Origin of the sequence: Citrobacter sp. Cpo065, assembly GCF_030332805.1 — a bacterium.
Classification (GTDB): domain Bacteria; phylum Pseudomonadota; class Gammaproteobacteria; order Enterobacterales; family Enterobacteriaceae; genus Citrobacter; species Citrobacter portucalensis.
The window spans coordinates 196180-220249 of sequence record NZ_JAOWHC010000034.1 but is presented as its reverse complement, the minus strand read 5'-3'; the positions used below and the strand labels follow the sequence as shown (position 1 = coordinate 220249).

Annotated in this window: 21 protein-coding genes; 14 read left to right on the top strand and 7 right to left on the bottom strand. The window is 48.8% G+C overall.

The window, feature by feature from the left end; all coding sequences use genetic code 11:
* Both punC and cfa read left to right on the top strand, forming a co-directional pair.
* A complete protein-coding gene (gene punC, locus OGY68_RS17185) occupies window positions 1–1206 on the top strand; it encodes a purine nucleoside transporter PunC (RefSeq protein ID WP_032943314.1) in 1206 nt (401 codons plus the stop codon).
* 290 nt (window positions 1207–1496) lie between these two features.
* Window positions 1497–2645, top strand: a complete 1149-nt coding sequence (cfa, locus tag OGY68_RS17180) for a cyclopropane fatty acyl phospholipid synthase (RefSeq protein WP_048214272.1) — start codon at window positions 1497–1499, stop codon at window positions 2643–2645.
* A gap of 41 nt (window positions 2646–2686) precedes the next feature.
* On the opposite strand, the gene OGY68_RS17175 is transcribed toward cfa, so the two are convergent.
* Complete coding sequence (locus tag OGY68_RS17175) at window positions 2687–3334, bottom strand: riboflavin synthase (protein ID WP_003832752.1); 648 nt, start codon at window positions 3332–3334, stop codon at window positions 2687–2689.
* A 217-nt stretch (window positions 3335–3551) separates the two neighbouring features.
* Here OGY68_RS17175 and mdtK point away from each other — a divergent pair, with 217 nt between their 5' ends.
* Entirely contained in the window at window positions 3552–4925 is a 1374-nt protein-coding gene (mdtK, locus tag OGY68_RS17170) for a multidrug efflux MATE transporter MdtK (protein WP_008784661.1), read from the top strand.
* A gap of 37 nt (window positions 4926–4962) precedes the next feature.
* Here the strand turns inward: mdtK and OGY68_RS17165 are convergent, their stop codons facing one another.
* Window positions 4963–5661: an RluA family pseudouridine synthase gene (locus tag OGY68_RS17165; protein WP_057067234.1), complete on the bottom strand. Its 699-nt coding sequence runs from the start codon at window positions 5659–5661 to the stop codon at window positions 4963–4965.
* A gap of 129 nt (window positions 5662–5790) precedes the next feature.
* On the opposite strand from OGY68_RS17165, the gene OGY68_RS17160 reads away from it, so the two are divergent.
* The 7 genes from OGY68_RS17160 (at window position 5791) to OGY68_RS17130 (ending at window position 12173) form a co-directional block, all read left to right on the top strand.
* Window positions 5791–6582 carry a PhzF family phenazine biosynthesis protein gene (locus OGY68_RS17160; RefSeq protein WP_048214274.1) on the top strand — a complete coding sequence of 264 codons (792 nt, stop codon included), beginning with the start codon at window positions 5791–5793 and terminating at the stop codon, window positions 6580–6582.
* Window positions 6583–6618: 36 nt separating this feature from the next.
* On the top strand, window positions 6619–6927 hold the full coding sequence (locus OGY68_RS17155) for a monooxygenase (RefSeq protein ID WP_057067232.1): 309 nt from the start codon (window positions 6619–6621) through the stop codon (window positions 6925–6927).
* A 245-nt stretch (window positions 6928–7172) separates the two neighbouring features.
* Window positions 7173–7568, top strand: a complete 396-nt coding sequence (locus tag OGY68_RS17150) for a RidA family protein (protein ID WP_003832744.1) — start codon at window positions 7173–7175, stop codon at window positions 7566–7568.
* 27 nt (window positions 7569–7595) lie between these two features.
* Window positions 7596–8564 carry a threo-3-hydroxy-L-aspartate ammonia-lyase gene (locus OGY68_RS17145; protein WP_057067230.1) on the top strand — a complete coding sequence of 323 codons (969 nt, stop codon included), beginning with the start codon at window positions 7596–7598 and terminating at the stop codon, window positions 8562–8564.
* A 115-nt stretch (window positions 8565–8679) separates the two neighbouring features.
* Window positions 8680–9321 carry a helix-turn-helix transcriptional regulator gene (locus OGY68_RS17140; RefSeq protein ID WP_057067229.1) on the top strand — a complete coding sequence of 214 codons (642 nt, stop codon included), beginning with the start codon at window positions 8680–8682 and terminating at the stop codon, window positions 9319–9321.
* A gap of 411 nt (window positions 9322–9732) precedes the next feature.
* Window positions 9733–10227: a putative pterin-binding protein gene (locus tag OGY68_RS17135; RefSeq protein ID WP_003832739.1), complete on the top strand. Its 495-nt coding sequence runs from the start codon at window positions 9733–9735 to the stop codon at window positions 10225–10227.
* A 17-nt stretch (window positions 10228–10244) separates the two neighbouring features.
* Window positions 10245–12173 carry a putative bifunctional diguanylate cyclase/phosphodiesterase gene (locus OGY68_RS17130; RefSeq protein ID WP_048235445.1) on the top strand — a complete coding sequence of 643 codons (1929 nt, stop codon included), beginning with the start codon at window positions 10245–10247 and terminating at the stop codon, window positions 12171–12173.
* A gap of 12 nt (window positions 12174–12185) precedes the next feature.
* Here OGY68_RS17130 and OGY68_RS17125 read toward each other — a convergent pair whose 3' ends face one another.
* Window positions 12186–13145 (bottom strand): YbgA family protein, encoded by a 960-nt coding sequence (locus OGY68_RS17125; RefSeq protein ID WP_057067226.1) that lies wholly within the window; start codon window positions 13143–13145, stop codon window positions 12186–12188.
* A gap of 320 nt (window positions 13146–13465) precedes the next feature.
* Between OGY68_RS17125 and OGY68_RS17120 the strand changes: the two genes are divergently transcribed.
* From OGY68_RS17120 to trpS, 4 genes are all read left to right on the top strand, one after another.
* A complete protein-coding gene (locus tag OGY68_RS17120; RefSeq protein ID WP_057067224.1) occupies window positions 13466–13831 on the top strand; it encodes a VOC family protein in 366 nt (121 codons plus the stop codon).
* Between the two features lie 299 nt (window positions 13832–14130).
* Window positions 14131–15240 carry an AI-2E family transporter gene (locus OGY68_RS17115; RefSeq protein ID WP_003832733.1) on the top strand — a complete coding sequence of 370 codons (1110 nt, stop codon included), beginning with the start codon at window positions 14131–14133 and terminating at the stop codon, window positions 15238–15240.
* 119 nt (window positions 15241–15359) lie between these two features.
* Window positions 15360–17144 carry a diguanylate cyclase gene (locus OGY68_RS17110; protein ID WP_057067223.1) on the top strand — a complete coding sequence of 595 codons (1785 nt, stop codon included), beginning with the start codon at window positions 15360–15362 and terminating at the stop codon, window positions 17142–17144.
* Between the two features lie 215 nt (window positions 17145–17359).
* Window positions 17360–18364 carry a tryptophan--tRNA ligase gene (gene trpS, locus OGY68_RS17105; RefSeq protein WP_032943285.1) on the top strand — a complete coding sequence of 335 codons (1005 nt, stop codon included), beginning with the start codon at window positions 17360–17362 and terminating at the stop codon, window positions 18362–18364.
* A gap of 109 nt (window positions 18365–18473) precedes the next feature.
* Here the strand turns inward: trpS and OGY68_RS17100 are convergent, their stop codons facing one another.
* The 4 genes from OGY68_RS17100 to OGY68_RS17085 all read right to left on the bottom strand — a co-directional run bounded on the left by OGY68_RS17100 (window position 18474) and on the right by OGY68_RS17085 (window position 24047).
* Window positions 18474–19517, bottom strand: coding sequence for a ParB/Srx family N-terminal domain-containing protein (locus OGY68_RS17100; RefSeq protein WP_057067222.1), 1044 nt, complete (start codon window positions 19515–19517; stop codon window positions 18474–18476).
* A gap of 155 nt (window positions 19518–19672) precedes the next feature.
* On the bottom strand, window positions 19673–21367 hold the full coding sequence (locus OGY68_RS17095; protein WP_286617461.1) for an NAD-dependent malic enzyme: 1695 nt from the start codon (window positions 21365–21367) through the stop codon (window positions 19673–19675).
* A 40-nt stretch (window positions 21368–21407) separates the two neighbouring features.
* On the bottom strand, window positions 21408–22790 hold the full coding sequence (gene dcuC / locus OGY68_RS17090; RefSeq protein WP_032943282.1) for a C4-dicarboxylate transporter DcuC: 1383 nt from the start codon (window positions 22788–22790) through the stop codon (window positions 21408–21410).
* Between the two features lie 108 nt (window positions 22791–22898).
* The gene (locus OGY68_RS17085) at window positions 22899–24047 is read right to left on the bottom strand and encodes a M20 family metallopeptidase (RefSeq protein ID WP_286617286.1); all 1149 of its coding nucleotides are present in this window, start codon (window positions 24045–24047) and stop codon (window positions 22899–22901) included.
* Window positions 24048–24070 lie beyond the last annotated feature (23 nt).

Here is a 24070-nt window from a genome sequence, read left to right as displayed (position 1 = left end):
ATGCAACCTGGGAAAGGGTTTTTAGTCTGGCTGGCAGGTCTTAGCGTGCTCGGTTTTCTGGCAACGGATATGTATCTACCCGCCTTTGCTGCTATTCAGTCCGATCTGCAAACACCTGCATCTGCCGTCAGCGCCAGCCTGAGCTTGTTCTTAGCGGGGTTTGCCGTCGCGCAACTGCTGTGGGGGCCGCTTTCTGACCACTATGGTCGCAAGCCTATTTTGCTGCTGGGTTTATCTATCTTCGCACTGGGCAGTCTGGGCATGCTATGGGTTGAAAACGCCACTGGTCTGCTGGTACTGCGATTTGTTCAGGCCGTTGGCGTCTGTGCGGCATCGGTTATCTGGCAAGCGCTGGTTACCGATTATTATCCTTCACAAAAAGTAAACCGCATCTTTGCCACTATTATGCCGCTGGTCGGGTTATCTCCTGCACTCGCCCCGCTTTTAGGCAGTTGGATCCTGGTACATTTTTCCTGGCAGGCCATTTTTGCCACTCTGTTTGCCATTACTCTGATTCTGATGCTTCCGGCTCTGCGTCTAAAGCCAACGGCTAAAGCGCGCGATGACAGCCAGGATAAACTGACTTTCGCCACCTTGCTGCGCTCGAAAACTTACCGTGGAAACGTGCTGATTTATGCCGCCTGTTCCGCGAGCTTTTTCGCATGGCTGACGGGTTCCCCGTTCATCCTAAGCGAAATGGGTTATAGCCCAGCGGTAATTGGTCTGAGCTATGTTCCGCAAACTATCGCCTTCTTAATTGGTGGTTACGGCTGTCGTGCAGCGCTGCAAAAATGGCAGGGTCGTCAGCTGCTACCCTGGTTACTCATTCTGTATGCCTTCAGCGTTGTAGGCACCTGGGCGACCGGCTTTATTCATCATGTTGCATTGGCTGAAATCCTGATCCCATTCTGCGTTATGGCGATTGCGAACGGCGCAATCTACCCTATCGTTGTCGCGCAGGCATTACGCCCTTTCCCACAGGCCACGGGACGCGCAGCCGCATTGCAGAATACGCTGCAACTGGGTTTATGCTTCCTGGCAAGCCTTGTCGTTTCCTGGTTGATTGCCACCCCACTGCTCACCACCACCAGCGTTATGCTGACAACAGTATTGCTGGCTGCTGTGGGTTACAAAATGCAGTCGCAGAAAACTGACGCCCCGCAAACAGATGATCGTGCGCAAGTTGCCCACGGAGAGTCGCACTAATAATGGTTGCGGGCATTTAGTTAGCCCGCTAACAATTATTGGTTGAATCGTCAAAAATTCAGGCATATACTGATTTTCAGTTGTTAAAAAAACGATAATTTTAATGCGTTAACGGGGACAAGAACGTTCCCGTTTTACCACGGATGGCCTTTTCGGCAAGGGTTTCTCCCTTCCTCTGTTCTACGTCGGATTATAGATTCGCGGATTAATTCCGTGAGATTTCTCACAAAGCCCAAAAAAGCGTCTACGCTGTTTTAAGGTTCTGATCACCGACCAGTGATGGAGAAGCTATGAGTTCATCATGTATAGAAGACGTCAGCGTACCGGATGATGACTGGTACCGCATTACCAATGAATTATTGAGCCGTGCAGGCATTGCCATTAATGGCCCTGCACCGGCTGATATTCGAGTAAAGAACCCCGATTTTTTCAAACGCGTATTGCAGGAAGGATCGTTAGGGTTGGGTGAAAGTTATATGGATGGCTGGTGGGAATGCGACCGGCTGGACATGTTTTTTAGTAAAGTCTTGCGCGCCGGTCTTGAAAACCAACTCCCCCGCCACTTTAAAGATACGCTACGTATCGCCACGGCTCGCCTGTTCAATTTACAGACCAAAAAACGTGCGTGGATGGTCGGCAAAGAACATTACGATTTGGGTAACGATCTCTTTACCCGCATGCTTGACCCCTATATGCAGTATTCCTGCGCCTACTGGAAAGATGCCAACACTCTGGAATCTGCCCAGCAGGCGAAGCTCAAAATGATTGCTGAAAAATTGCAACTGAAGCCAGGAATGCGGGTGCTTGATATTGGCTGTGGCTGGGGTGGTTTATCCCAGTTTATGGCATCGCAATATGGCGTGAGCGTGGTGGGTGTGACCATTTCGGCAGAACAGCAGAAAATGGCACAGGAACGTTGCGCTGGGCTGGATGTCACCATCTTGCTGCAGGATTATCGCGACCTGAACGACAAATTCGACCGCATTGTCTCCGTCGGCATGTTTGAACATGTTGGACCGAAGAACTACGCCACCTATTTTGAGGTGGTCGATCGTAATTTAAAACCGGATGGTCTCTTTTTACTGCATAGCATCGGCTCCAAAAAGACCGACAATAACGTTGATCCGTGGATCAATAAGTATATCTTCCCAAACGGGTGTTTGCCGTCAGTTCGCCAGATTGCCAACGCCAGCGAACCACATTTTGTGATGGAGGACTGGCATAATTTTGGCGCGGATTACGACACGACGCTGATGGCATGGCACGAGCGTTTCATGAGCTCCTGGCCTGAAATCGCCGATAACTACACCGAACGTTTCAAGCGGATGTTCAGCTATTATCTGAACGCCTGCGCCGGGGCGTTTCGTGCTCGAGATATTCAGCTATGGCAGGTGGTCTTTTCCCGCGGTGTTGAACACGGTCTGCGCGTTCCCCGCTAATCGTTTTCGCCCCCGTAGCAACGGGGGCTTTACTCTCAGGCTTAGGCTCCCGCTTCGCCCGTTATGTTGCTGATGGCGCTTTCACGCGCCGCCAGGACACGCTCAACGGTATCAACCACCGCCTGCGTTTGGGGATCGATTTCGATATTAACCCGTGCGCCCAGCTTTTTCTTGCCAAGCGTCGTACGCTCCAGCGTTTCCGGGATCAAATGTACACAGAAACGCGTCGGCGTCACTTCACCGACCGTCAGACTGATACCGTCAATACCAATAAATCCTTTGTACAGGATATATTTCATCAGCGACGGATCCTGGACTTTAAACCACACCTGACGGTTATTCTCCGAGGTCAGAATTTTCGACACTTCGGCAGTGGTCATAATATGGCCCGACATTAAATGTCCGCCAATCTCATCACTGAATTTTGCCGCACGTTCAACGTTAACCAAATCTCCAACCTTCAGATCGCCCAGGTTGGTGATACGCAGCGTTTCTTTCATCAGGTCGAAGCTTATCTGGTTACCGTTAATTTCGGTGACCGTCAGGCAGCATCCATTGTGGGCAACCGATGCGCCGGTCTCCAGCGCATCCAGCATATATTCAGGCAACTCCACAACATGCGTACGAAAATTCGGTTTTTCATCAATGGACACCAATTTTGCAGTGCCCTGCACAATACCCGTAAACATACTTCCTACTCCTGAACTCAATTAAGACATCTCTGCACAGCACAATAGCAGGTGGAAATTCAGGTTGCCAGCAATGCGCCACCAGCGCCTGTTTTTTCACTGGAGAATTACGTATTCCTCGCTACAATAGACTGAAATTTCCCCTGCTTTTTCTCCTTGCTGCCATATAAGGCGGCTTTTTTAGTCTCTCAAATAACAACAATATAGTGGTGTACACGTGCAAAAGTATGTAAGTGAAGCGCGTCAGTTATTAGCTCTGGCAATTCCGGTGATTCTTGCGCAAATCGCTCAAACCGCAATGGGATTCGTTGATACCGTCATGGCGGGCGGATACAGCGCGACGGATATGGCGGCAGTCGCCATTGGTACGTCCATCTGGCTACCGGCCATTCTGTTTGGTCACGGACTACTGCTGGCGTTGACGCCGGTGATTGCGCAACTCAATGGTTCCGGACGCCGCGACCGTATCGCCCATCAAATACGTCAGGGATTCTGGCTGGCGGGCAGCGTCTCCGTGCTGATTATGGTTGTGCTATGGAACGCGGGGTACATTATTCGCTCCATGCATAACATCGACCCGGCGCTGGCAGATAAAGCCGTTGGCTACCTGCGTGCCCTGCTGTGGGGCGCACCGGGTTATCTGTTCTTCCAGGTAGCCCGTAACCAGTGCGAAGGATTAGCCAAGACTAAACCGGCGATGGTGATGGGATTTCTCGGCCTGCTGGTGAACATTCCGGTTAACTATGTTTTCATCTATGGGCATTTAGGCATGCCGGAACTGGGTGGCGTGGGTTGTGGTGTGGCAACAGCAGCGGTTTACTGGGTGATGTTTATCGCCATGCTCTCTTACATCAAACGTGCGCGTTCAATGCGCGATATCCGTAATGAGCGTGGTTTCCAGAAACCTGACACCGCAGTAATGAAGCGTCTGGTACAGCTGGGTTTACCTATCGCGCTGGCGTTATTTTTCGAAGTGACGTTGTTTGCGGTGGTCGCGCTGCTGGTTTCTCCACTGGGGATTGTCGACGTAGCCGGACATCAGATCGCACTGAACTTCAGCTCGTTAATGTTCGTCCTGCCAATGTCTCTGGCTGCCGCCGTCACCATTCGTGTCGGTTATCGTCTGGGCCAGGGTTCCACGCTGGATGCGCAAACCGCAGCCAGAACGGGTCTGGGTGTTGGTGTGTGCATGGCGGTCGTAACAGCGATTTTCACCGTGACATTCCGCGAGCATATTGCCCTGCTCTATAACAATAACCCGGAAGTTGTCGCCCTGGCGGCTCAGCTCATGTTACTGGCCGCTGTGTATCAAATTTCGGACTCTATCCAGGTTATTGGCAGCGGGATCCTGCGTGGTTATAAAGATACGCGTTCCATTTTCTTTATTACCTTTACGGCATACTGGGTGCTGGGCCTGCCAAGCGGTTATATTCTGGCGCTTACCGATCTGGTAGTTGACCGGATGGGACCGGCGGGATTCTGGATGGGCTTTATTATCGGCCTGACCTCTGCGGCGATACTGATGATGCTGCGGATGCGGTTTCTACAACGCCAGCCGTCAGCGGTTATTTTACAACGCGCTGCGCGATAACCTCATAAAAGCCGCCACCAGGCGGCTTTTTTTCGCCTCAAAACGGGCTGGCGTTTTTGGCGTTCATCCACGCTTCACTAATGGGATGCCTGAAATGCAGTTCACTGGCATGCAGCATCAGCCGTGGCGTTTGTTCAGTCCCCGGCAGCAGACGTCCACCGTACAGATCGCACCCCAAAATAGGATGTCCCAACTGCTGACAATGGATCCGTAGTTGATGGGTGCGCCCGGTTTCAGGGGTCAGTTGTACCCGCGTCAAGGGGAGCAACGTCCCCTCTTCCTGACGATGATAAAAACGCTCGACAACCTGATAGCGCGAGCGCGCGGGTTTGCCGTTGAGAGCACAAATCGACATCAATGGAAACAGCGCCGGGTCTTTGGCAATTGCGGCGTCGATAACCCCTTCGTCGTTTTCCAGATGCCCGCATAACAGCGCACTGTACACCTTAGTGATCGTCCGCTGGCTGAACTGCTGGCAAAGCGCGGCGTTAATAGCCTTGTTACGAGCGACCACCATCAGCCCAGAGGTGCCGAAATCAAGCCGATGTACCAGCGTGCAGCCAGGGTAAATCTGTACCAGCCGGTGATGTACCGAATCGAGATTCTGCGGATTTTTGCCCGACAGGCTAAGCAACCCGCTGGGTTTATTGATGAGCACCAGATGCTCGTCCTGATAGAGGGTCTCTATCTCGTCATGGCAAGGCGGGGCAATAAAGGTATCGAAGATCGTAGACATCAGGCGGCCAGAATGAGGTGTGGGAACGGATGATAACGAATTTTCACCACAGTGGCGAATCTGAGCATTGACCCAATGGCTGGCATGATAGAGTGTGATTTATCCTGAGTGCGATGAGAGGGTTACTCTGTGCAACAAATCGATTTTTACATGGTGGATGCCTTTACCACCACGACATTTGGCGGTAATGCCGCAGCAGTCTGTCCGCTCACGGACTGGTTGCCCGATGAAACATTATTAAAGATGGCGCAGCAGCATAACCAGTCAGAAACCGCTTTTTTTGTCGCCAATGAGAATGGCTTTGAGCTGCGTTGGTTTACCACTCAGGGTGAAATTAATCTGTGTGGGCATGCCACGCTTGCCGCTGCGCATGTCATCTTTGAACATCTGGATTACCCGGATACGAAAATCCATTTTGCTACCCGCTTTGTAGGACCGCTGACGGTCACGCGCTGCGGTGAATGGCTGACGCTTGATTTTCCAGCCTGGCAAAGCGAATCTGCCATGCCGCCCGCTTTACTGCTGGAAACATTAGGCATCACCGAATACAAAGAGGTGCGTGTGGCACGCGATTACATGGTGGTGCTGGAAAATCAACAGCAGGTTGAGGCTGTTCGCCCCAACATCCACGCCATGATTCCGCTGGGGAAAATGGTATGCATCACCGCGTCGGGTGACGGGGAATACGATTTTGTCAGCCGTTTCTTCTGCCCGGGTGAAGCCGTCGCGGAAGACCCGGTCACAGGCTCAGCACATAGCATGCTGATCCCTTACTGGGCTGAAAAACTGAATAAAACACAGATGCTGGCACGCCAGGTCTCTGAACGCGGCGGGGATTTACGCTGCCAGTTAGCAGGAACCCGTGTTTATATCAGTGGGCAGGCGATAACTTATCTGACCGGTAAAGTGCTGTTGCGCTAGCAGCCTTACCCAAAATAACCAATCCATGGAGGATTTATGTCGAACAAACTCGTGCAGATACACTTTGACTTTCATGGTCCGTTTGGGGCTGAGATGTCGAATCAGCTCGTTGAACTGGCAGAATCAATCAACCAGGAGCCGGGGTTCATCTGGAAAATCTGGACCGAGAACGAAGCAAATCACGAAGCGGGAGGCATCTACCTGTTCCAGGACGAAGACACCGCTCAGGCCTATATCAAAAAGCATACCGCCCGCCTGAAGCACCTGGGTGTGGAGGAAGTAACGTTCAAAATCTTCGATATCAATGAACCGCTAAGTAAAATTAACCACGGTCATATCAGCTAAACTTTTGGCTTAGACGCCCCCTCCCGGGGCGTTTCTTCATTTCCCCCTGCTTTCCCCTTTCAACAGCGATATCCCCGTCACCGCTCCAGGACAGTGATTTAGCCTGGGCCACGTTTGCAGTAGTTCACAAAATCAGCGTTAGCGAAAACTATCGCTGGCCGAACGCACTATGAAGGAGTATAAAATAATACAAACAGTATTATTTTATACAAAATGAATCACAAACTGCGACTGGAGATTCTCATATGACCGCGGACATTACACTGAACTCATCTGCTGGAAGCTTCCCGCCAGCAGGTCATTACTCGCACAGTACAACGGCTGGCGGATTCGTCTTCATTTCCGGGCAATTGCCGGTCACTTTCGACGGCGAGAAAAAAGCGGATGCCTCTTTTGAAGATCAAACCCGGCTGGTACTCAAGAATATTGATGCTTGTCTGGCTGGTGCTGGGGCATCACGTCAGCATCTGGTGTCTGTTCGCGTCTATGTGACGGATATGAACCAGTGGCCGACGTTTAACAAAATCTATGGAGAGTGGATCGGCGATTTCCGTCCATCCCGTGCAGTAGCAGGTGTTGCGGAACTTCATTATGGTTTTGCGCTGGAAGTTGAAGCTATTGCGTTGGCCCCGCAAGCGTGACGTTTAACAACATACAGGTGAACAACAATGACTGAAATGACACTGCCTGATTATAACGATGTTGCCGCTGCGGCAGAGCGCATCGCAGATTATGCTAACAAAACGCCGGTGATGACCTCCCGAACGGTTAACGAAGAATTTGGCGCGGAAGTCTTCTTTAAGTGCGAAAACTTCCAGAGAATGGGCGCCTTCAAATTTCGTGGCGCTATGAATGCGCTACGCCAGTTCACGCCACAACAACGCGCTGCGGGCGTCGTGACGTTTTCCTCCGGCAACCATGCACAGGCCATTGCCCTGTCGGCAAAGTTGTTGGGTATTCCAGCAACAATTATCATGCCGCATGATGCCCCGGCGGCCAAAGTTGCGGCGACGAAAGGCTATGGCGGAAAAGTGGTAACTTACGATCGCTATACTGAAGATCGTGAAAAAATTGGTCGGGACCTGGCGGAGAAACAGGGGTTAACGCTGATCCCCCCTTACGACCATCCGCACGTGATCGCAGGCCAGGGCACCGCCACAAAAGAGCTAATTGAAGAAGTGGGTCAGTTAGACGCCCTTTTCGTGTGTCTGGGCGGTGGCGGCCTGCTCTCAGGATCCGCCCTGGCGGCCAGACATCTGTCTCCTGACTGCATCATCTATGGTATCGAACCTGAGACGGGTAACGATGGTCAACAGTCGTTCCGAAGTGGAAAAATAGTTCATATCGATACGCCCAAAACCATTGCTGACGGTGCTCAGACTCAACATCTCGGGAACTATACGTTTCAGATTATCCAGCAAAACGTGAACGATATTCTGACTGTTTCAGACGCTGAGTTAGTTGCCTCAATGAAATTTATCGCTGAACGCATGAAAATCGTCGTTGAGCCAACCGGGTGTTTGGGTTTTGCTGCCGCCAGAGCGCGTAAAGCTGAGCTTCGCGACAAGAAAATCGGCATTATCATCAGCGGTGGAAACGTGGATATCAGTCGCTACAGTGAATTTCTGGCCGGATGATAAACAGGGTATCTGCCATGCAGATACCCTACTTTTACTGTCTGTACACTCCCGTCTGGAAAAACGCTCCCAGGTCACTGTAAACTGGCAACAGACATCACCGCAGGAGACTGGCATGCCAAAAACCGACAATAACTCGCTTCTCAGCCAAATTGATACTATCGCCAGGGGATTGAGTGAGACCTTCTCTCCGTTTTGCGAAGTGGTGGTTCATGACCTCAAAAATCCAGAACATGCCATTTTATCCATCCATAATAATCTTTCCGGACGTCAACCTGGCCAGCCAGCAACCGAGCTTGGCCTGGCGAGAATCGCATCACCTGACTTTCCCAGCATCATTGCGAACTACAGCAATCAGTTTGCCGATGGCCGCCCGGTGAAAAGTACATCGATTGGCATTAAGGACGAAGACGGCAAATACGTAGCGGCACTTTGCCTGAATGTCGATATGACGCTGTTCCGTGGTATGCAGAGTGCTCTTGCGCGTTTTACTGAAACTGAAAATTCCCCCATTAAGGAACATATCGATCCCGGCAGTAATGAAGTCATCCGCCAGCGTATTGATGACTTTGCCGCTAAACGCGCGACGACGGCCCGAGCCCTTAAACCTCAAGACCGTAAGCTGCTGATTCAACAATTACGCCAGGACGGTTTGCTGAACGTACGCAAATCTATGGATACGGTTGCACAGCATCTGGGCGTATCGAGGGCCACCGCCTATCTGTATGCCCGCCAGTCAGCTCAGGGGGGTGAATAAACGGGTTCAGATAGACCACACTTGCCGCGTATAGAATTTTTGTCCTTGATTACCGACACGAAGCGCTCCCGCTACACTAAAGGCGGCTTCGTGCCCGATATAGTTACCCACCAGTAAACAACCAAATCCAGCTGCAGTGAAAAAAATAAACCTTTATTTTCGTGCGTATTTATTGGCACTGAGTAAATAGATGATTTATTTTTGTACATACATAGTGAAATTTAGCTTTACTCAAATAACACACTAGCATTTTTAATGCACCACAGCAGAACAGGTAACAACTAACTCACTGATTTAAAAGAGTTAAAAAGCTATTGAAGTTATTACACCAATAATACCCATGCAATATATATAAATAGCGTGATATCTAAATTATAATTCTTTAACATCCGGCTGATTGGTGAGGTAAGAATGCGATTAATGGTCATGTTGGTAAGCTTTGTACTCTCCACCCAGCTATGGGCAGGTGAACTTTCCAGGCCCACCGGTAAAGTGCTTTTAACGCTGTCGGGTAATATTGAAAATACAAATGCAGACGGGAAAGCCGTTTTTGATACCGCCAGCCTTGAGAAGCTGGGCATGGTCAGTTTCCAGACCACCTCCCCCTGGTATAATGGGCGCACTACCTTTACGGGTATTCCGCTACAAAAGCTCATGGATTATGTCGGGGCGAACGGCTCTGTTGTTAAGGTCACTGCACTCAATGACTACACCACTGTTATCCCTCTTAGTGATTTCAAAAAATACAATGCTATCCTTGCGTTAAAAATCAACGGAAAATATATGCGCATCCGTGACAAAGGCCCGTTATTCATTGTGTACCCCTATGACAGCATGCCAGAATTGAATAATCAGATTTATTATTCAAGGTCTGCATGGCAGGTCAGTAGTATGGATATTGAGTAAGCGTTCAGAGGAACATCATGAACAGAATACTGGCTGGCATCATCTTTTTTCTTTTTATATCTACCGGGTATATCTCTTTCCTCGTGCATGAACGGCAACAAGAGTTACAGAAACTGACTCACTACACCGATTCCTGGTCTGCTGCTCAGCTGGTATCACAATATTACCGATTTGAATCGTTGCTTGGTCTTTACACTATCGATGATACGATGAATCTCGATGATGTACGCATGCGCCTCGACATTATGCTTAGCCAGAGTGATTTGATAAAAGAAGGTGACCTGGGGCGCTACATCGAAAGCAATATAGCCCACCGCGAGCTGGCGGTAAAACTTGAAAATACCCTTAGTTTTCTGGATGTTAATCTAGAAAAAATGAACCGTTCAGCACTCCAGGCTTATCTGAAAAAAATGCATACTCTGGATGCGCCACTGGGTCGTCTTTCATCTGGTGCGTTAAACAAAGATGTTAACTCGATCAATAACGCCAACCAAAAAATTCAGACGCTGTACTATATTTATTCTGCAACCTCTGTGCTGCTGATAATACTGAGTGCGATTCTGGGCGTGCTCATTTTCTATCAAAACAGAAATATTCTGCGGGCGCACCTGCAGGTCAAGAGTCTTGCCGAAGAACTGCAGAAATCTAAAGAAAAACTGCAAATTCAGAATGCTAAACTGGAATATGACGTCTACCATGACTCTCTTACCGAGATGAATAACCGTCAGCTATTCTGGAGCGATTTAAATAAAACAATTGAGAGAGCAGAAAAAAATCACGATTCTGTGACTGTGATGTTGTTTGATTTAGATCGATTCAAAGAAGTAAATGATACGTATGGTCATGATGCCGGTGATATGTTGCTACGCCAGATATCTGACCGACTGGTTTCGATGAGTCTTACTTCGGATACGCTGTATCGCCTGGGCGGAGATGAATTTGCGTTTCTCTCAAGTGGCCTGACAGAAAGCCACGCTGTTTCGCGCGCCCAGAAAATATGTGAATTTATCAGCCAGCCCTACACTATTTATAACACGATTATCAACATAACCACCTGTGTTGGCATTGTTATCTCAGACACTGAACGTCGTTCCGACTATCTTTATAAATTTGCCGATCTGGCCCTTTATGAAGCCAAAGGTGAAGGCTCTGGTAAGATAAAAGTCTTCCGACAACGAATGTTAGAAAAGCTACAAGAAAGCAGAACGCTTGAGCATGATATGGCATTGGCAATAGTGAACAAAGAATTCGTGGTTTATTATCAGCCCATTGTTGACTCCTTCAGCCAGGAAATTTATAGCTATGAAGCCCTAATTCGTTGGCTCCATCCTCTAAAGGGCCTCCTGTCGCCGGATAACTTTATTCCTGTTGCTGAAAAAACCGGAATGATTAATGAGATGGGGAAAGCTGTGCTTGAAATTGCCTGCCGGGAAGCGGCTTGTTGGGCGGTTCCGGCTAAAATTTCAGTGAATGTCTCTCCTGTCCAGCTAAGCAGCAAAGCCTTTGTCGGTATCGTACTGTCTATTCTGAAAGAAACTGGACTCCCAGCCGATCGTCTTGAACTGGAAGTAACAGAATCCTCTCTGTTCACTGAGAGTACGACGCCGATGAACACACTTAACAAACTCAGAGCCATGGGTGTAAAAATCTCCATCGATGATTTTGGCACCGGATATTCTTCCCTTTCGCGCCTGAGCAGGCTTGCCTTCGATAAAATTAAAATAGACAAGTCGTTTGTCCATTCAATATCCACACAGGAAGATGCGCTTAATATCATCAAACTGATCACCGGCATGGCGAAATCCCTCAATATGAAGGCTGTTGCTGAAGGTGTTGAAACGCAGGAACAACTAAAAAGCCTTCAGGCGCTGGGCTGCGATTTCGCCCAAGGATATCTGTTTGGTAAACCTCAGCCTTGTATCGATGAGAAAATCAGAAACGGTTGAATCGCTCTCAGACTATTTGATCATCAACCGTAGCGCTAATTCATTCGGATAAGGATCAAAATAGTTCTGGGTAAGCAGATAGCTGTCTGGGTATTCAGCCAGATAGTGCTTGAGTAGCGTCAGAGGCGCCAATATTGGCAGCAGCCCACCGCTATAGTTGAGGATAACGTCACGTAACTCTCCGCGCTGGCGGGAGTTCAACCGTTCGCGGAAGTAGCCCTGGATATGCATCAGTACGTTGGTGTGATTTTTTCGTGAGGCGGGCTTTTTGAGGATCGTCATGAGCTTTTCACGATAGACAACGAAAAAAGCGTCCAAATCATCCCACTGGTGAAGCGAGGCAACGAATGGGCCGATTTCCCGGTAACCGGCCTGGTGATGAGCCAGAAGCTGTAGCTTATAGCGACTGTGAAAGTTGAGTAAGCCATGGCGAGTAAGACCATTGGCCCGCAGCCTATTAAGCTCATGCAATGCGAACACGCGTTCGACAAAGTTCTCCCTTAGCACTGGATCGTGCAAGCGGCCATCTTCTTCGACTGGCAACCACGGGTAGGTTTCCATTAACGCGCCAGTAAACAGACCAGTCCCTTCTTTTCGCCCACGATTTCCCTTCTCGTCATACAGTCTCACTCTTTCCATACCGCAACTCGGTGATTTAGCACAGACGATAAACCCCGAGAGGCCACCAAGTCCCTGAAGATATGAGTTGGTGAAATCGGACATTTTATCGGTTACATCCTCACCAGGCGCATGGCTAAAACAGATGCGGACATTCCCTTGGGCGGTTTGAACCAGACGCAACGCGGGACGTGGTACAGGCAAACCGATGGACATCTCTGGGCAGACAGGTTTGAAAGTCACCCACTGAGCCAGCTCGTCCATTACAAACCCCATCCGTTTATGCCCACCGTCGAATCGCACGGCTGAACCAGTTAAACATCCACTAATCCCGATGACAGGCTGAGTGTTCATAACAACCCCCTCGTTAATTGACGACCCTTTTCGGGAAAAAATGACGGTTTCACTATTAAATCATAGCGTACGTTATCTGCTGTGAGTTGAACTGATAGATGCAAGTGTAAGTATCCCCCATAATCGTGCCATTCCTAATGAATATTTAGGCGGGATACAAACCAGGCAATCAAAGAATCCAATTAAAACAGCAAAGGTAGGTACTGTAGATATATAGATCTCTAAATTGATGTTCATCACATTGACAGGTTCTTACGTGAATTCGACTTCAATCTCTTTATATACTCTTTATTTGTTCATATCTTCATGAGGAATAAAGAATGTTCGATCATGTGAAAATCGGTGTAAGTGATTACGAAAAAAGTAAAATTTTCTTTCTCAACGCGCTTCAGCCGCTTGGCGTAGAACTCATCGATGAAGGCACACCAAGCTACGGTGTTGAAATGGGTTCCGATAATGTTTCACTTTGTCTGTTCCACACGAATGACAAACCGGCTCCTCTGCATCTGGCGTTTGTCGCAAAAACCCGGCAGCAAGTTGATGAATTTTACAATGCTGCTTTGCGCACAGGAGCCCAGGATAACGGAGAACCTGGCTTACGTTCCTATAGCGAAAACTACTATGCCGCATTTGTCATTGCACCTGATGGCCATAATATTGAGGCTGTCTGCCATGCGCCGGACTGATTAAGGTGCAGTTTGGATATCGAAAAATTATTCGATGTTGATTTTGAATCTGCCTGAAGAGCTGTAATAACGCTGCTTATTTGAACTCATAGCATAAGAGTATCGTTGAAAAGAAGGAATTCGTATATGTCTAAGATTAAGTTTGAACTGAGGCGAGGATAGCTCTCCCGCCAGTGAAGCAAGGACAATAAGAATGTAGCCTTAGTGCAACATCTTTATTCTAAATATCTGCAGCTAAAGTTGGTAAATCCCCTGAACGGTTCTATAGTCGGGACTGCTTCTCATTACAGGGTTTACTAATGCGATTTAACGGACTGACTAAAGGTTTCTTCATTTTCATACTTGCCCTCGTGACCTGGGCGTTCTTCGATGTATTGTCCCCCTACTTTTCCGCCATTTTGTGGGCCGCGATATTAACGACTATCTTTAACCCGGTAAAAAACAGACTGCGTAGCGCGCTTGGCGAACGCAACGGGCTGGCATCGTTGATTACCATCGTCATTATCTGTCTGATTGTCTTTATCCCGCTGATGGTAATCCTGTCATCGCTGGCCATTGAACTGAACGTGGTATACACCAAACTGCAACAGAATGACACGCAGTTCCCGGAAGTCGTCACTTCTATTCTTTCGTACCTTCCTGACTGGGCCAGAGGATTTCTGGCAGAACACAATCTGGATGATGTCGCGCAGATCCAGAAAAAACTGTCCGATGTCGTGCTGCAAGGCGGGCAATATCTCGCTGGCAGTGCATTTCTGATCGGGAAAGGCACATTCGGCTTTGCTATCAGCTTTGGCATCATGCTGTATCTGCTGTTCTTCTTACTGAAGGATGGACCGTATCTGGTGCGCCAGATTCTGGACTCATTACCCCTTTCTGATTTTGCCAAACAGCACCTGTTTGCCAAATTCGTCGGCGTGACGCGGGCAACCGTTAAGGGCACGGCGGTCGTCGCTTTGGTTCAGGGTATTCTTGGCGGCATCGCGTTTGCAATTGTGGATATCGACGGCAGCGTTCTGTGGGGTGCGTTGATGGCGTTTCTCTCCCTCGTGCCTGCCGTGGGCTCAGCGATCGTCTGGGTACCTGCAGCAATATTCCTGTTCGCCACCCACCAGCTATGGCAAGGGCTGTTTATCGTTGGCTTCTTCGTGATTATCGTTGGGCTGGTGGACAATATCCTGCGCCCGCTGCTGGTAGGTAAAGACACCAAAATGCCGGACTATCTGATTTTGATTACCACTCTCGGCGGCATGGAGATCTACGGCATTAACGGCTTTGTGATTGGCCCCCTGATTGCTGCACTATTCATAACCTGCTGGAACCTGTTTTCCGGGCGTGACCATGAAGGTAACGTGGAAGGAATCGACGAAGCCTTTATGGAAGAAGGAAAAAATCCTCCAGATTTATGATTGCAGGACGATAACAGAAGGCGGTTTCGGGACCGCCTTTTTTATTTTCACGCAAAATCATGCGTTTCCTATAATTGCAATCATGCGTATTCATTAATCGTCGCAGAAGGAGCTAATCAGTGCGAATTGCCACAATCACCAACTGGGCCTATAGCGCGACGGTATGCCTGACCATCGCTTCAGGCGTTGTCATGCTGATGGCATCCAGCGCCGATAACACAGAACGCCAGGTGGTAGAACAGCGTTATCAGTTCGATCAACTTACCGAAGAAGTCGAACTCGATGCCTGGTCGCTGTCAGACCTGGCACGCGACTATGTTATTGCAAAAGATCCTGAGGTGCTTGACGCCTATCGTCAGAAAGAAACGTCGCTGAAAGCTGTTGAGCATCGTCTGTCGAAGCTCAAGGACCTCGGAGCAACGGATGAAGAGCTGGCGCTATTGCACGAAGGGCTGCAGATTGTTGATACCCTGCAGGACGAGCAAGCTGCGGCGTTTGCCAGCATCGCGCGCGCAGAAGAGTCGCAGGCTATTGCCCTGCTCTATGGGAAAAGCTATGAACAGGAACTGGAACGCGCCCAGGACCGGATAGATCATTTCCGCCAACTGCTCGATAACCGCGTACGTAATACGATTGAAGATGCAACCCAGTCATCCCGCATGCTGCGGACGGCCTCTGAAGTGATGGTCGGTCTGACGGCGCTGCTGTTTTTATTCGTTCTCGGTTTCATTTTAAAGCGTCGTGTCCTGCACCCCGTCGTGCGTTTGAGCGATGTCGTAAACCGTCTCGCATCGCAGGATTATGCCGTTGAGACGCCCAGTTTTAACCAGATAGATGAAATAGGCGACATGGCACAGGCGATCCGGATATTTCGCGAGAACGGTCTGGCGCGTCAGAGACTGGAGAAAGAGCGAGATGCCGACTGGGCAATCCGCGATCTGCTGGCGCGCATGACGCAACGTCTGCAGGGTTGCGAGAGTTTTGCCGATGTCATCAATGTGGCAGAGCTGTTTGCACCGAATATTGCTCCAGGTATTGCCGGGCGGCTTTACATACTGGACCAGGAACCCTGGCAAATGCGCTGCGTTGCACAATGGCTTTCTCCGCAGGGTAAAGCGGATGCGTTCCACCCGGACGAATGCTGGGCTGTGCGCCGCGGCCAGAGTCATCCTCCGGTACAAGGTGAACCCGATATCGCCTGCTACCATCTGCCAGAGTCATGCCAGCACCACACCCTGTGTGTTCCGCTGATTGCCCAGGGCGAAGCCATCGGTCTGCTCTCATTCCAGAACCTTAGCGATGATTCCGCCCCCTCCCGTGCATATCTGGAGCTGATGGCAGAAGCACTCGGCCTCGCATTAGCCAACCAGCGTCTGCGTGACGCCCTGCTGGAGAAAGCGCTCTACGACCCGCTAACCGGACTGCGCAACCGTCATCATCTTGAAGATACACTGCGTACCCAGATGAGCCAGGCAGTGCGTAACAAAGAACCAATCAGTTGCTTGATGATCGATATCGATCATTTTAAAAGTATTAATGACCGCTTTGGCCATGAGGCTGGCGATAGCGTGATTAAAAGTATCGCTGCGACTATTCAGCGCGTTGTCCACGACAGCGGCATGGCCTTCCGCTACGGCGGTGAAGAGTTTCTGGTACTGCTGGCCAATACGGATGAACAGGCCGCTAACCGCTTTGCTACAGAAATCTACAACGGCGTACGCGAACTGTCGCTGCGCTTTGGCGTTTCCGATATTGGACACGTGGATGTCTCTATAGGCGTCGCCAGTTACCCGCAGCACGCCCAGAGCGACAACCTGTTACGCGCCGCAGATGTCGCACTGTACCGCGCGAAAGAGTTAGGTCGTTCGCGCATTGTGAGCTTTGGCATGCTGGAAGCGAGCTGATATGCGCCAGCACTTCGGGCATTGCTTTACCTCTACGCCAGGTGGTATGTTAATTAGATGAACACAAAACATGATATCAACGGTTTTAATCTCAACCTGTGGTGGCTGCCTTCTTAAAGGCGGTCAGAATGTGTTTTCCTCATTTTAAATAACCGCCGAAAGGCGGTTATTTGCATTTAGAGACCCCTTTCGGTTTTATGACTAAGGAGTCTTACATGAACAATAAAACCATCATCCTCACTGGCGATCGTCCCACCGGCCCGCTGCATCTTGGCCATTATGTGGGGTCATTGCGCCAGCGCGCCACGCTGCAACACGATTATCAGCAGTTTATATTGGTGGCTGACCTACAAGGGTTAACCGATAACGGCAGCACACCGCAAAAGATCCGCAACAATATTCCCGAAGTACTTGCCGACTATCTTGCCGCAGGAATAGACCCGTCACTTACTACCATCTGTCTGCAATCGGCACTGCCTGCTCTCGCAGAGTTAACCGCGCTTTATATGAACATCGTCACCGTGGCTCGCGTGGAGCGTAATCCTACGGTCAAAAACGAAATTGCGCAGAAAGGGTTCGCTCGCTCGTTACCGGTTGGTTTTCTGGTTTATCCCATCAGTCAGGCGGCAGATATTACGGCCTTCAAAGCCGAAGTCGTTCCCGTCGGCGACGATCAGTTGCCAATGATTGAACAGACTAATGAGATAGTGCATAAGATGAATAGCCTGTTACCGGCCCCCGTCCTATCGCACTGCAAAGCGCTGCTGAGTGAAACCAGCCGCCTTCCAGGGATCGACGGAAATGCCAAAATGTCAAAATCGCTTGGTAACACATTGCTCCTGTCAGCCAGCGAAGAAACCATTCACCGCGCGGTCAGCGCAATGTACACCGACCCTAATCATCTGAAAGTGTCCGACCCAGGGCAAATAGACGGCAATATGGTATTCACTTACCTCGATGCTTTTCATCCGGATAAAGCAAAAGTGGCGGAAATGAAAGCGCATTACCAACGGGGTGGACTGGGTGACCGGACATGCAAAAACGAGCTGGAAGTGTGCTTGCAAGAACTCATCGCGCCTATGCGCGAGCGGCGTGCAACCTACATTCAGGATAAAGGCATGCTGATGGCGATGCTCAAAAAAGGAAGCGAGCAGGCGCACGAGATTACGCAGCAGACATTAAGAGAAGTGAAGCAAGGACTGGGTTTGCCGGTGTTCTGATATCGAGTTGCAACAGGAGAGATAAGTAACGATAACTCCCGTCTGAATGCCACCGCCGGGAGTTATCAGAAGCTGGCTCGCGTTATATAGACAAAATGTAGGGTAAAAATCAATCTCCCTTAACCCGCTGAAAAATCTTGTCCCGATACGCATCAAGATGATGTTTTTGCAGATAACGTTCCACCTCCGTAGCCCATTGGGTTCCCTCACCGAGAATAGCGCGGCTATGCGTTGACGCGTAAAGATATCGTCTGTCATAGAGACTAATCAGCGTCTGATTTACCGCATTGACACTGTAATTGGGGTTGTTAGCCAGCTGCTTTTCCAGCGACTGAACGATACGCGCCTGATGGGCAGCATCGGCAGGATATTCCGTTTCATTAAGCTCGCTCAGCACCAGAAATAAAGGGGGGATCTGCTCTTCGATCGCCGCCTGTAATCGATAATGCCCATCGAGGATCACATAAGATCCTAATCCGGCGATATACCAGACCAGAATCGGCGGCAACATCCCCTCTCGGCATTTTTTACGCCACCATTTTACTCTCCCCGTATTGGGTTGAATGGCATAACGCCCCCGCAGCAAATAACCGCCCCACCACCAGTCAACCAATCTGACGTTTTCCGGCTGCGTCAGATCAGGGAAATCTTCACCGTACAGCGTCCACTGGCAGTTAATATTTTCAGTGCTTTCTGGCGCGGAGAAACGCCAGTTTTCTAACGCAATAGGTTGGGGACTGGAATAGCGCGATGAACATTGAATCGGTAACATCGGTCTTATCAACCAACGCTGCGGTGAGAGTAATGGTGTTGGTGCATTCATTAACTGACGAACAAAATACCGGCACCATTCGCCGATCCGCACCTGCTCGCCTTTGGCTTTTATCCGTTCAATATCTTCAGAAGTTACCGCAGGTAATATCTCCTGGCTCCGTGGATGATCTGCATTAAAAACCAGCCAAACGCCGGAATGATCTTCAAGCATTGAGGCCCAGAATAACGGCTCTCCGGCGAGCTGCAATGCCATACGCCCAAAATGGCCACTGAGCATTTCCATCTCTGGCTCAGTTCTTTGATTTTCTTTGAAGATCAGTTCCAACCCTTGCCACTGGTTATTACGATCAACCAGGTCTTTCCACCAATAATCTGTCATTGCCGCCTTCCCTGAGTAACGGGTTAATATCCCATGACCTTCGCCATCGGTCAGCAAGGGTGTCTTGCGTTGAGAATAAGATGCATTGTGTCAAAATCCAACCTCCCTATCGATGAGTGGCGTCAATCCCCCTCCAGAGAGGGGGTTGATTAGCGTCAGTATGAGGTCCGTCTGTATTGACGATACTGCGGATGCCAAAAAATCTCGTCAATTTTGCGGAGTAATGATTCCTCCGGTATACGAATGGCTACGCCATCGCGTTGCGCTGCAATACCAACACTAAAGGCAATAGCTTTTGTTACTTCCTGAATATTATTTATATCCGGTAATAATGGAGAATCTTTATTGCTTTTCATTGGCGAAAAAGAGGCTAACGTTCGGCTTGCCGTTATTAACATATTTTCTGTAATTCGTGTGGCGCGGCTTGCCAGACACCCTAGACCAATACCAGGGAAGATGTAAACATTATTACATTGTGCAACGGGATACTCCTTTCCTTTGTATATTACGGGATTAAATGGACTTCCCGTTGCAACAATGGCGTTTCCCTCTGTCCATTCAATAATATCTTCCGGCCTCGCCTCGACCCGTGAAGTTGGGTTGGATAACGGCATGATTATTGGGAGCTTACAGTACTTGTACATTCCCCTAATAATAGCTTCGCTAAACAAGCCTGGTTGGCCGGTAACACCTATCAACACCGTAGGATGCGCGTGACAAACAACATCCATCAGCGTCATTTTTTCGCTTTCCACACCCCAGCTTTCGACGATCGTTCGAGGCTGTGACAGTTGTCGCTGAAAAGGTGGAAGGTTTGCCTGGTCATCAGTCAACAATCCGAACCGATCCACCATAAAAATTCTGGCGCGAGCTTCCACTTCAGACAAGCCTTCAGCGACCATCTGCTGAACAATATGCTCAGCAATACCGCAACCAGCCGATCCGGCCCCCAGAAATACGACTGTTTGCTCGCATAATGAACGACCAGAGACTGAGCTTGCCGCCATTAAACATCCTAGCGCGACGGCAGCAGTTCCCTGGATGTCGTCATTAAAACAGCACATCTCATCTCTGTATCGATCCAGAAGAGGAAGTGCCGTTTGCTGAGCAAAATCCTCGAATTGCAGCAGGACCTCAGGCCATCGACGTTTAACCGCGTTTATGAACATATCCACAAACTCAAAATATTCCTCCCCGGTAATTCTTGGGTGACGCCATCCCATATAAAGAGGATCATTTAGCAGTTGAGAATTATTGGTTCCAACATCCAGCAGAATGGGTAATGTATTTGCCGGATTTATACCACCGCAGACGGTATACAAAGACAGTTTGCCGATTGGAATCCCCATGCCGCCAATACCTTGATCCCCAAGTCCCAAGATCCGTTCACCATCGGTGACGACGATGACACGAATATGCTGTTTCGTGGCATTGTGCAATATATCATCGATTTTATGGCGATCCGGCCATGCGATAAATAACCCTCTGGCCCTACGGTAAATATCAGAAAAATGTTCGCATGCATGGCCAACAACAGGTGTATAAATAATAGGTAACATTTCTGCTAAATGTTTATTCACCAGATAATAGAATAGTGTTTCGTTAGTGTCCTGAATGTTCCTAAGGTAGATATGCTGTGCAATAGCAGACTTAAAATCGCTAAACTGGCGATATGCTCGATGGGATTGCTCCTCAATTGTTTCAACTGCATTGGGTAGCAATCCTTCCAGATTGAATATCACTCGTTCCTCTTCGCTAAAAGCACTTCCTTTATTAAGAAGAGGAGATTCGAGTAGGACAGAACCTGAGTAAGGAATATAGAGTAAATTATCTACATTTTCATTTAACATAGTGTTCATCCAGATAAAAACCTTCCGTATTCGGTTACTATTACATACTGGAAATTAGCGTATTAGCGATTAGCATAGTTATGATTCCACCAAGTGCCGGAATGACCGTTCTGCGCACGATCATAAATGGGGAACACTCACCCGATTTACTGACGGCAATAATAATACCGGCTACAGGCGACATTGCGCGCCCCATCCCAGCCATCAGTTGCATCGGCAGAAGCATATGTACGGCGTTCATACCAAACTTTGTTGCAATAGACTGCGCCATACCGGCAAATGAAAAGAAGGCTGCAACCCCCGATCCTGTCAGTACAGCCGTTACCCCGACCAAACATGCCATTACAATCGTCATGCTGGTGAAACCAAAGCCAGCGTTATGTGTCGCATCGAGTAAATAATCCACTGCACCAATTTTTTGTAATCCCTGTGCGAAAATTTCGGCGCATACCAGTAATGAAACGATACTGGTAAACATACTCCCCATACCTTTAAAGAAGACTTGTACTCCCTTGCAGCACTCTTTAAAGTTTCGTTTTACACATAGCTCAAAAATAAAGGCGACAATAGTTCCGATAACCATTGCAGTCACGACATCGACTTTAATGGTATCAACAACCAACGGACTGAACACCAATACCAGAACGACAGGAAAAATGGGCAATAACCCGTAGAACTTAGGTGCTGACGCGTCATCTTTTTCAGCAATCTCGGGAGGCACAGCACGTTGTGACGCAACAACATGTCCATCTTTTTTGTCAAAATATTTCGCCGTAAAATAGATTAATATAGAAACGACAACCATCACCGCCGCAGCTACCGGCATCTGATAATGAGCAAAATACAGTGCTGTTTCCATGCCAGCATATTCAGCAGCTAAGTTCGCGGTGCCAACGGCCGGCCCAAGATCCATAAAGGCACACATGCCAATCATGGCCGCGGCAGCAGCCTTACTTACCCCAAGCCGAACCAAGACCGGGAAAAATGTCACCAGTAATAACATTGCAAGGCCCGCAGCACTGGAGATGGCAACATGGAGCAATTGCGCAAAAATGTAGCCGATGGCAAGGATCAGGTAAGGTGCTTTTAAAGCCTCCAGCGGCCGAATGCAGACATCAACCATGGCCTTTGAAGCTTTAATATGATCCATATAGCTGGCGAAACCACCGGCCGCCATAATAATCAAACCGATCCCTGCTACCTGCGTTGATAATGAACCTTTTACAAAAGCAAATATATCAATCCAGACAGACCCTGTGGATTTTGCATTTCCATATAAGATACTTTTTTCAGGGTAGAAAATGGCTGTAATTGTTAACAAGGAAAGCCCCGCTAACAGCAAAATAGTTTGCGGCTGGTAATTCTTAATAATTAACCAAGCCGCAACGACAGTAATAACTATCGCAATAATAAAAGCACTCATGGATATGTCCTGTTATTTATTCGTCAAGATATTAATAATCCATATAGCCACAGTGGTTACATGAGGATAACAAACAATAATGTCGTTGAGTGTGCATGATGTATTTAGCTAAAATTTTGCCCCATCATCAGAATTGATATCGTTAAGCATCATTCCAGCAACCAGTGCGGTTCTGGTAACGATATTTTCGGGTAATATATGCTCATGGAGCGCATGGATACCGGCTCCTGTCGCACCAAGTCCATCTAATGTAGGAATACCTAACGCCGCGGTGAAGTTTCCATCACTACCACCTCCAGCCGATTTCGCGGCAATCGTAATGCCCAGTATTTCCGCAATCTTTTGCGCTTTTTCAAATAGCTGTTCGGAAGCTGAAGAACGTTCCATCGGTGGGCGAGTTTGCCCTCCTTCAATCCTGAGTTGGCTACCCTGCAAATGAGGTGTCAAACGGGTGATAGCATCATGGATCCGTGCAGCTTCTGACTGATTTTCCACTCTGGAATCAATTTCTAATTCGGCAGAATCCGCGACGACATTGACCCTACTGCCACCCCGTACAATACCAACGTTAACGGTGGTACCGCGCTCAGGATCATTCAACTCTCGCAATTTGAGGATCTGAAAAGCCATTTCCTCAATAGCACTAACCCCCTCACCAGGATTATTGCCTGCATGCGCAGCAAGACCTGTGATAGCAATGCGGTAGCGGCCAGTGCCTTTACGGGCAATTTTTAAATCACCATGAGTTGTCGCCGGTTCAACAACCAATACTTGCTCAGATCCTGTAGCATTACGGATAATCCATTCCTTCGAACTTGGACTTCCGAGTTCTTCATCACTATTGCACAGGAAAACAATGCGCTTACCGCCGAGCTGCCCGCTCTCTTTTAACGCACGAACTGCCCAGATAGACTGAATCATCCCGGCTTTCATATCGAGGATCCCCGGGCCATACCATTTCCCCTCTTCTTCGCGAAGTGAGAGTACCCCTTTATCCCAGACCGTATCAAAATGCCCCAAAATTGTGGTTTGCGGGCCCTCTTTTCCCAGAATAAATTTTAACTGGTTACCGTAATGTGTCTGTTTTTCAGTTTCAGCCTGTATACCCAGACGCTTTTCGAAAATAGCTTTTAAAACGTCACCACAGTGGTCAACAGCAGCTTTATCCGTTGAAGGAGACTCAGCCAGTACCAAATCGCTGATATCTTCCATGATAAGGTCAGTATGTTTCTGTAAGTAATTAACAACGCTCTTCATTGCCACACTCTCCGTATAGGTAT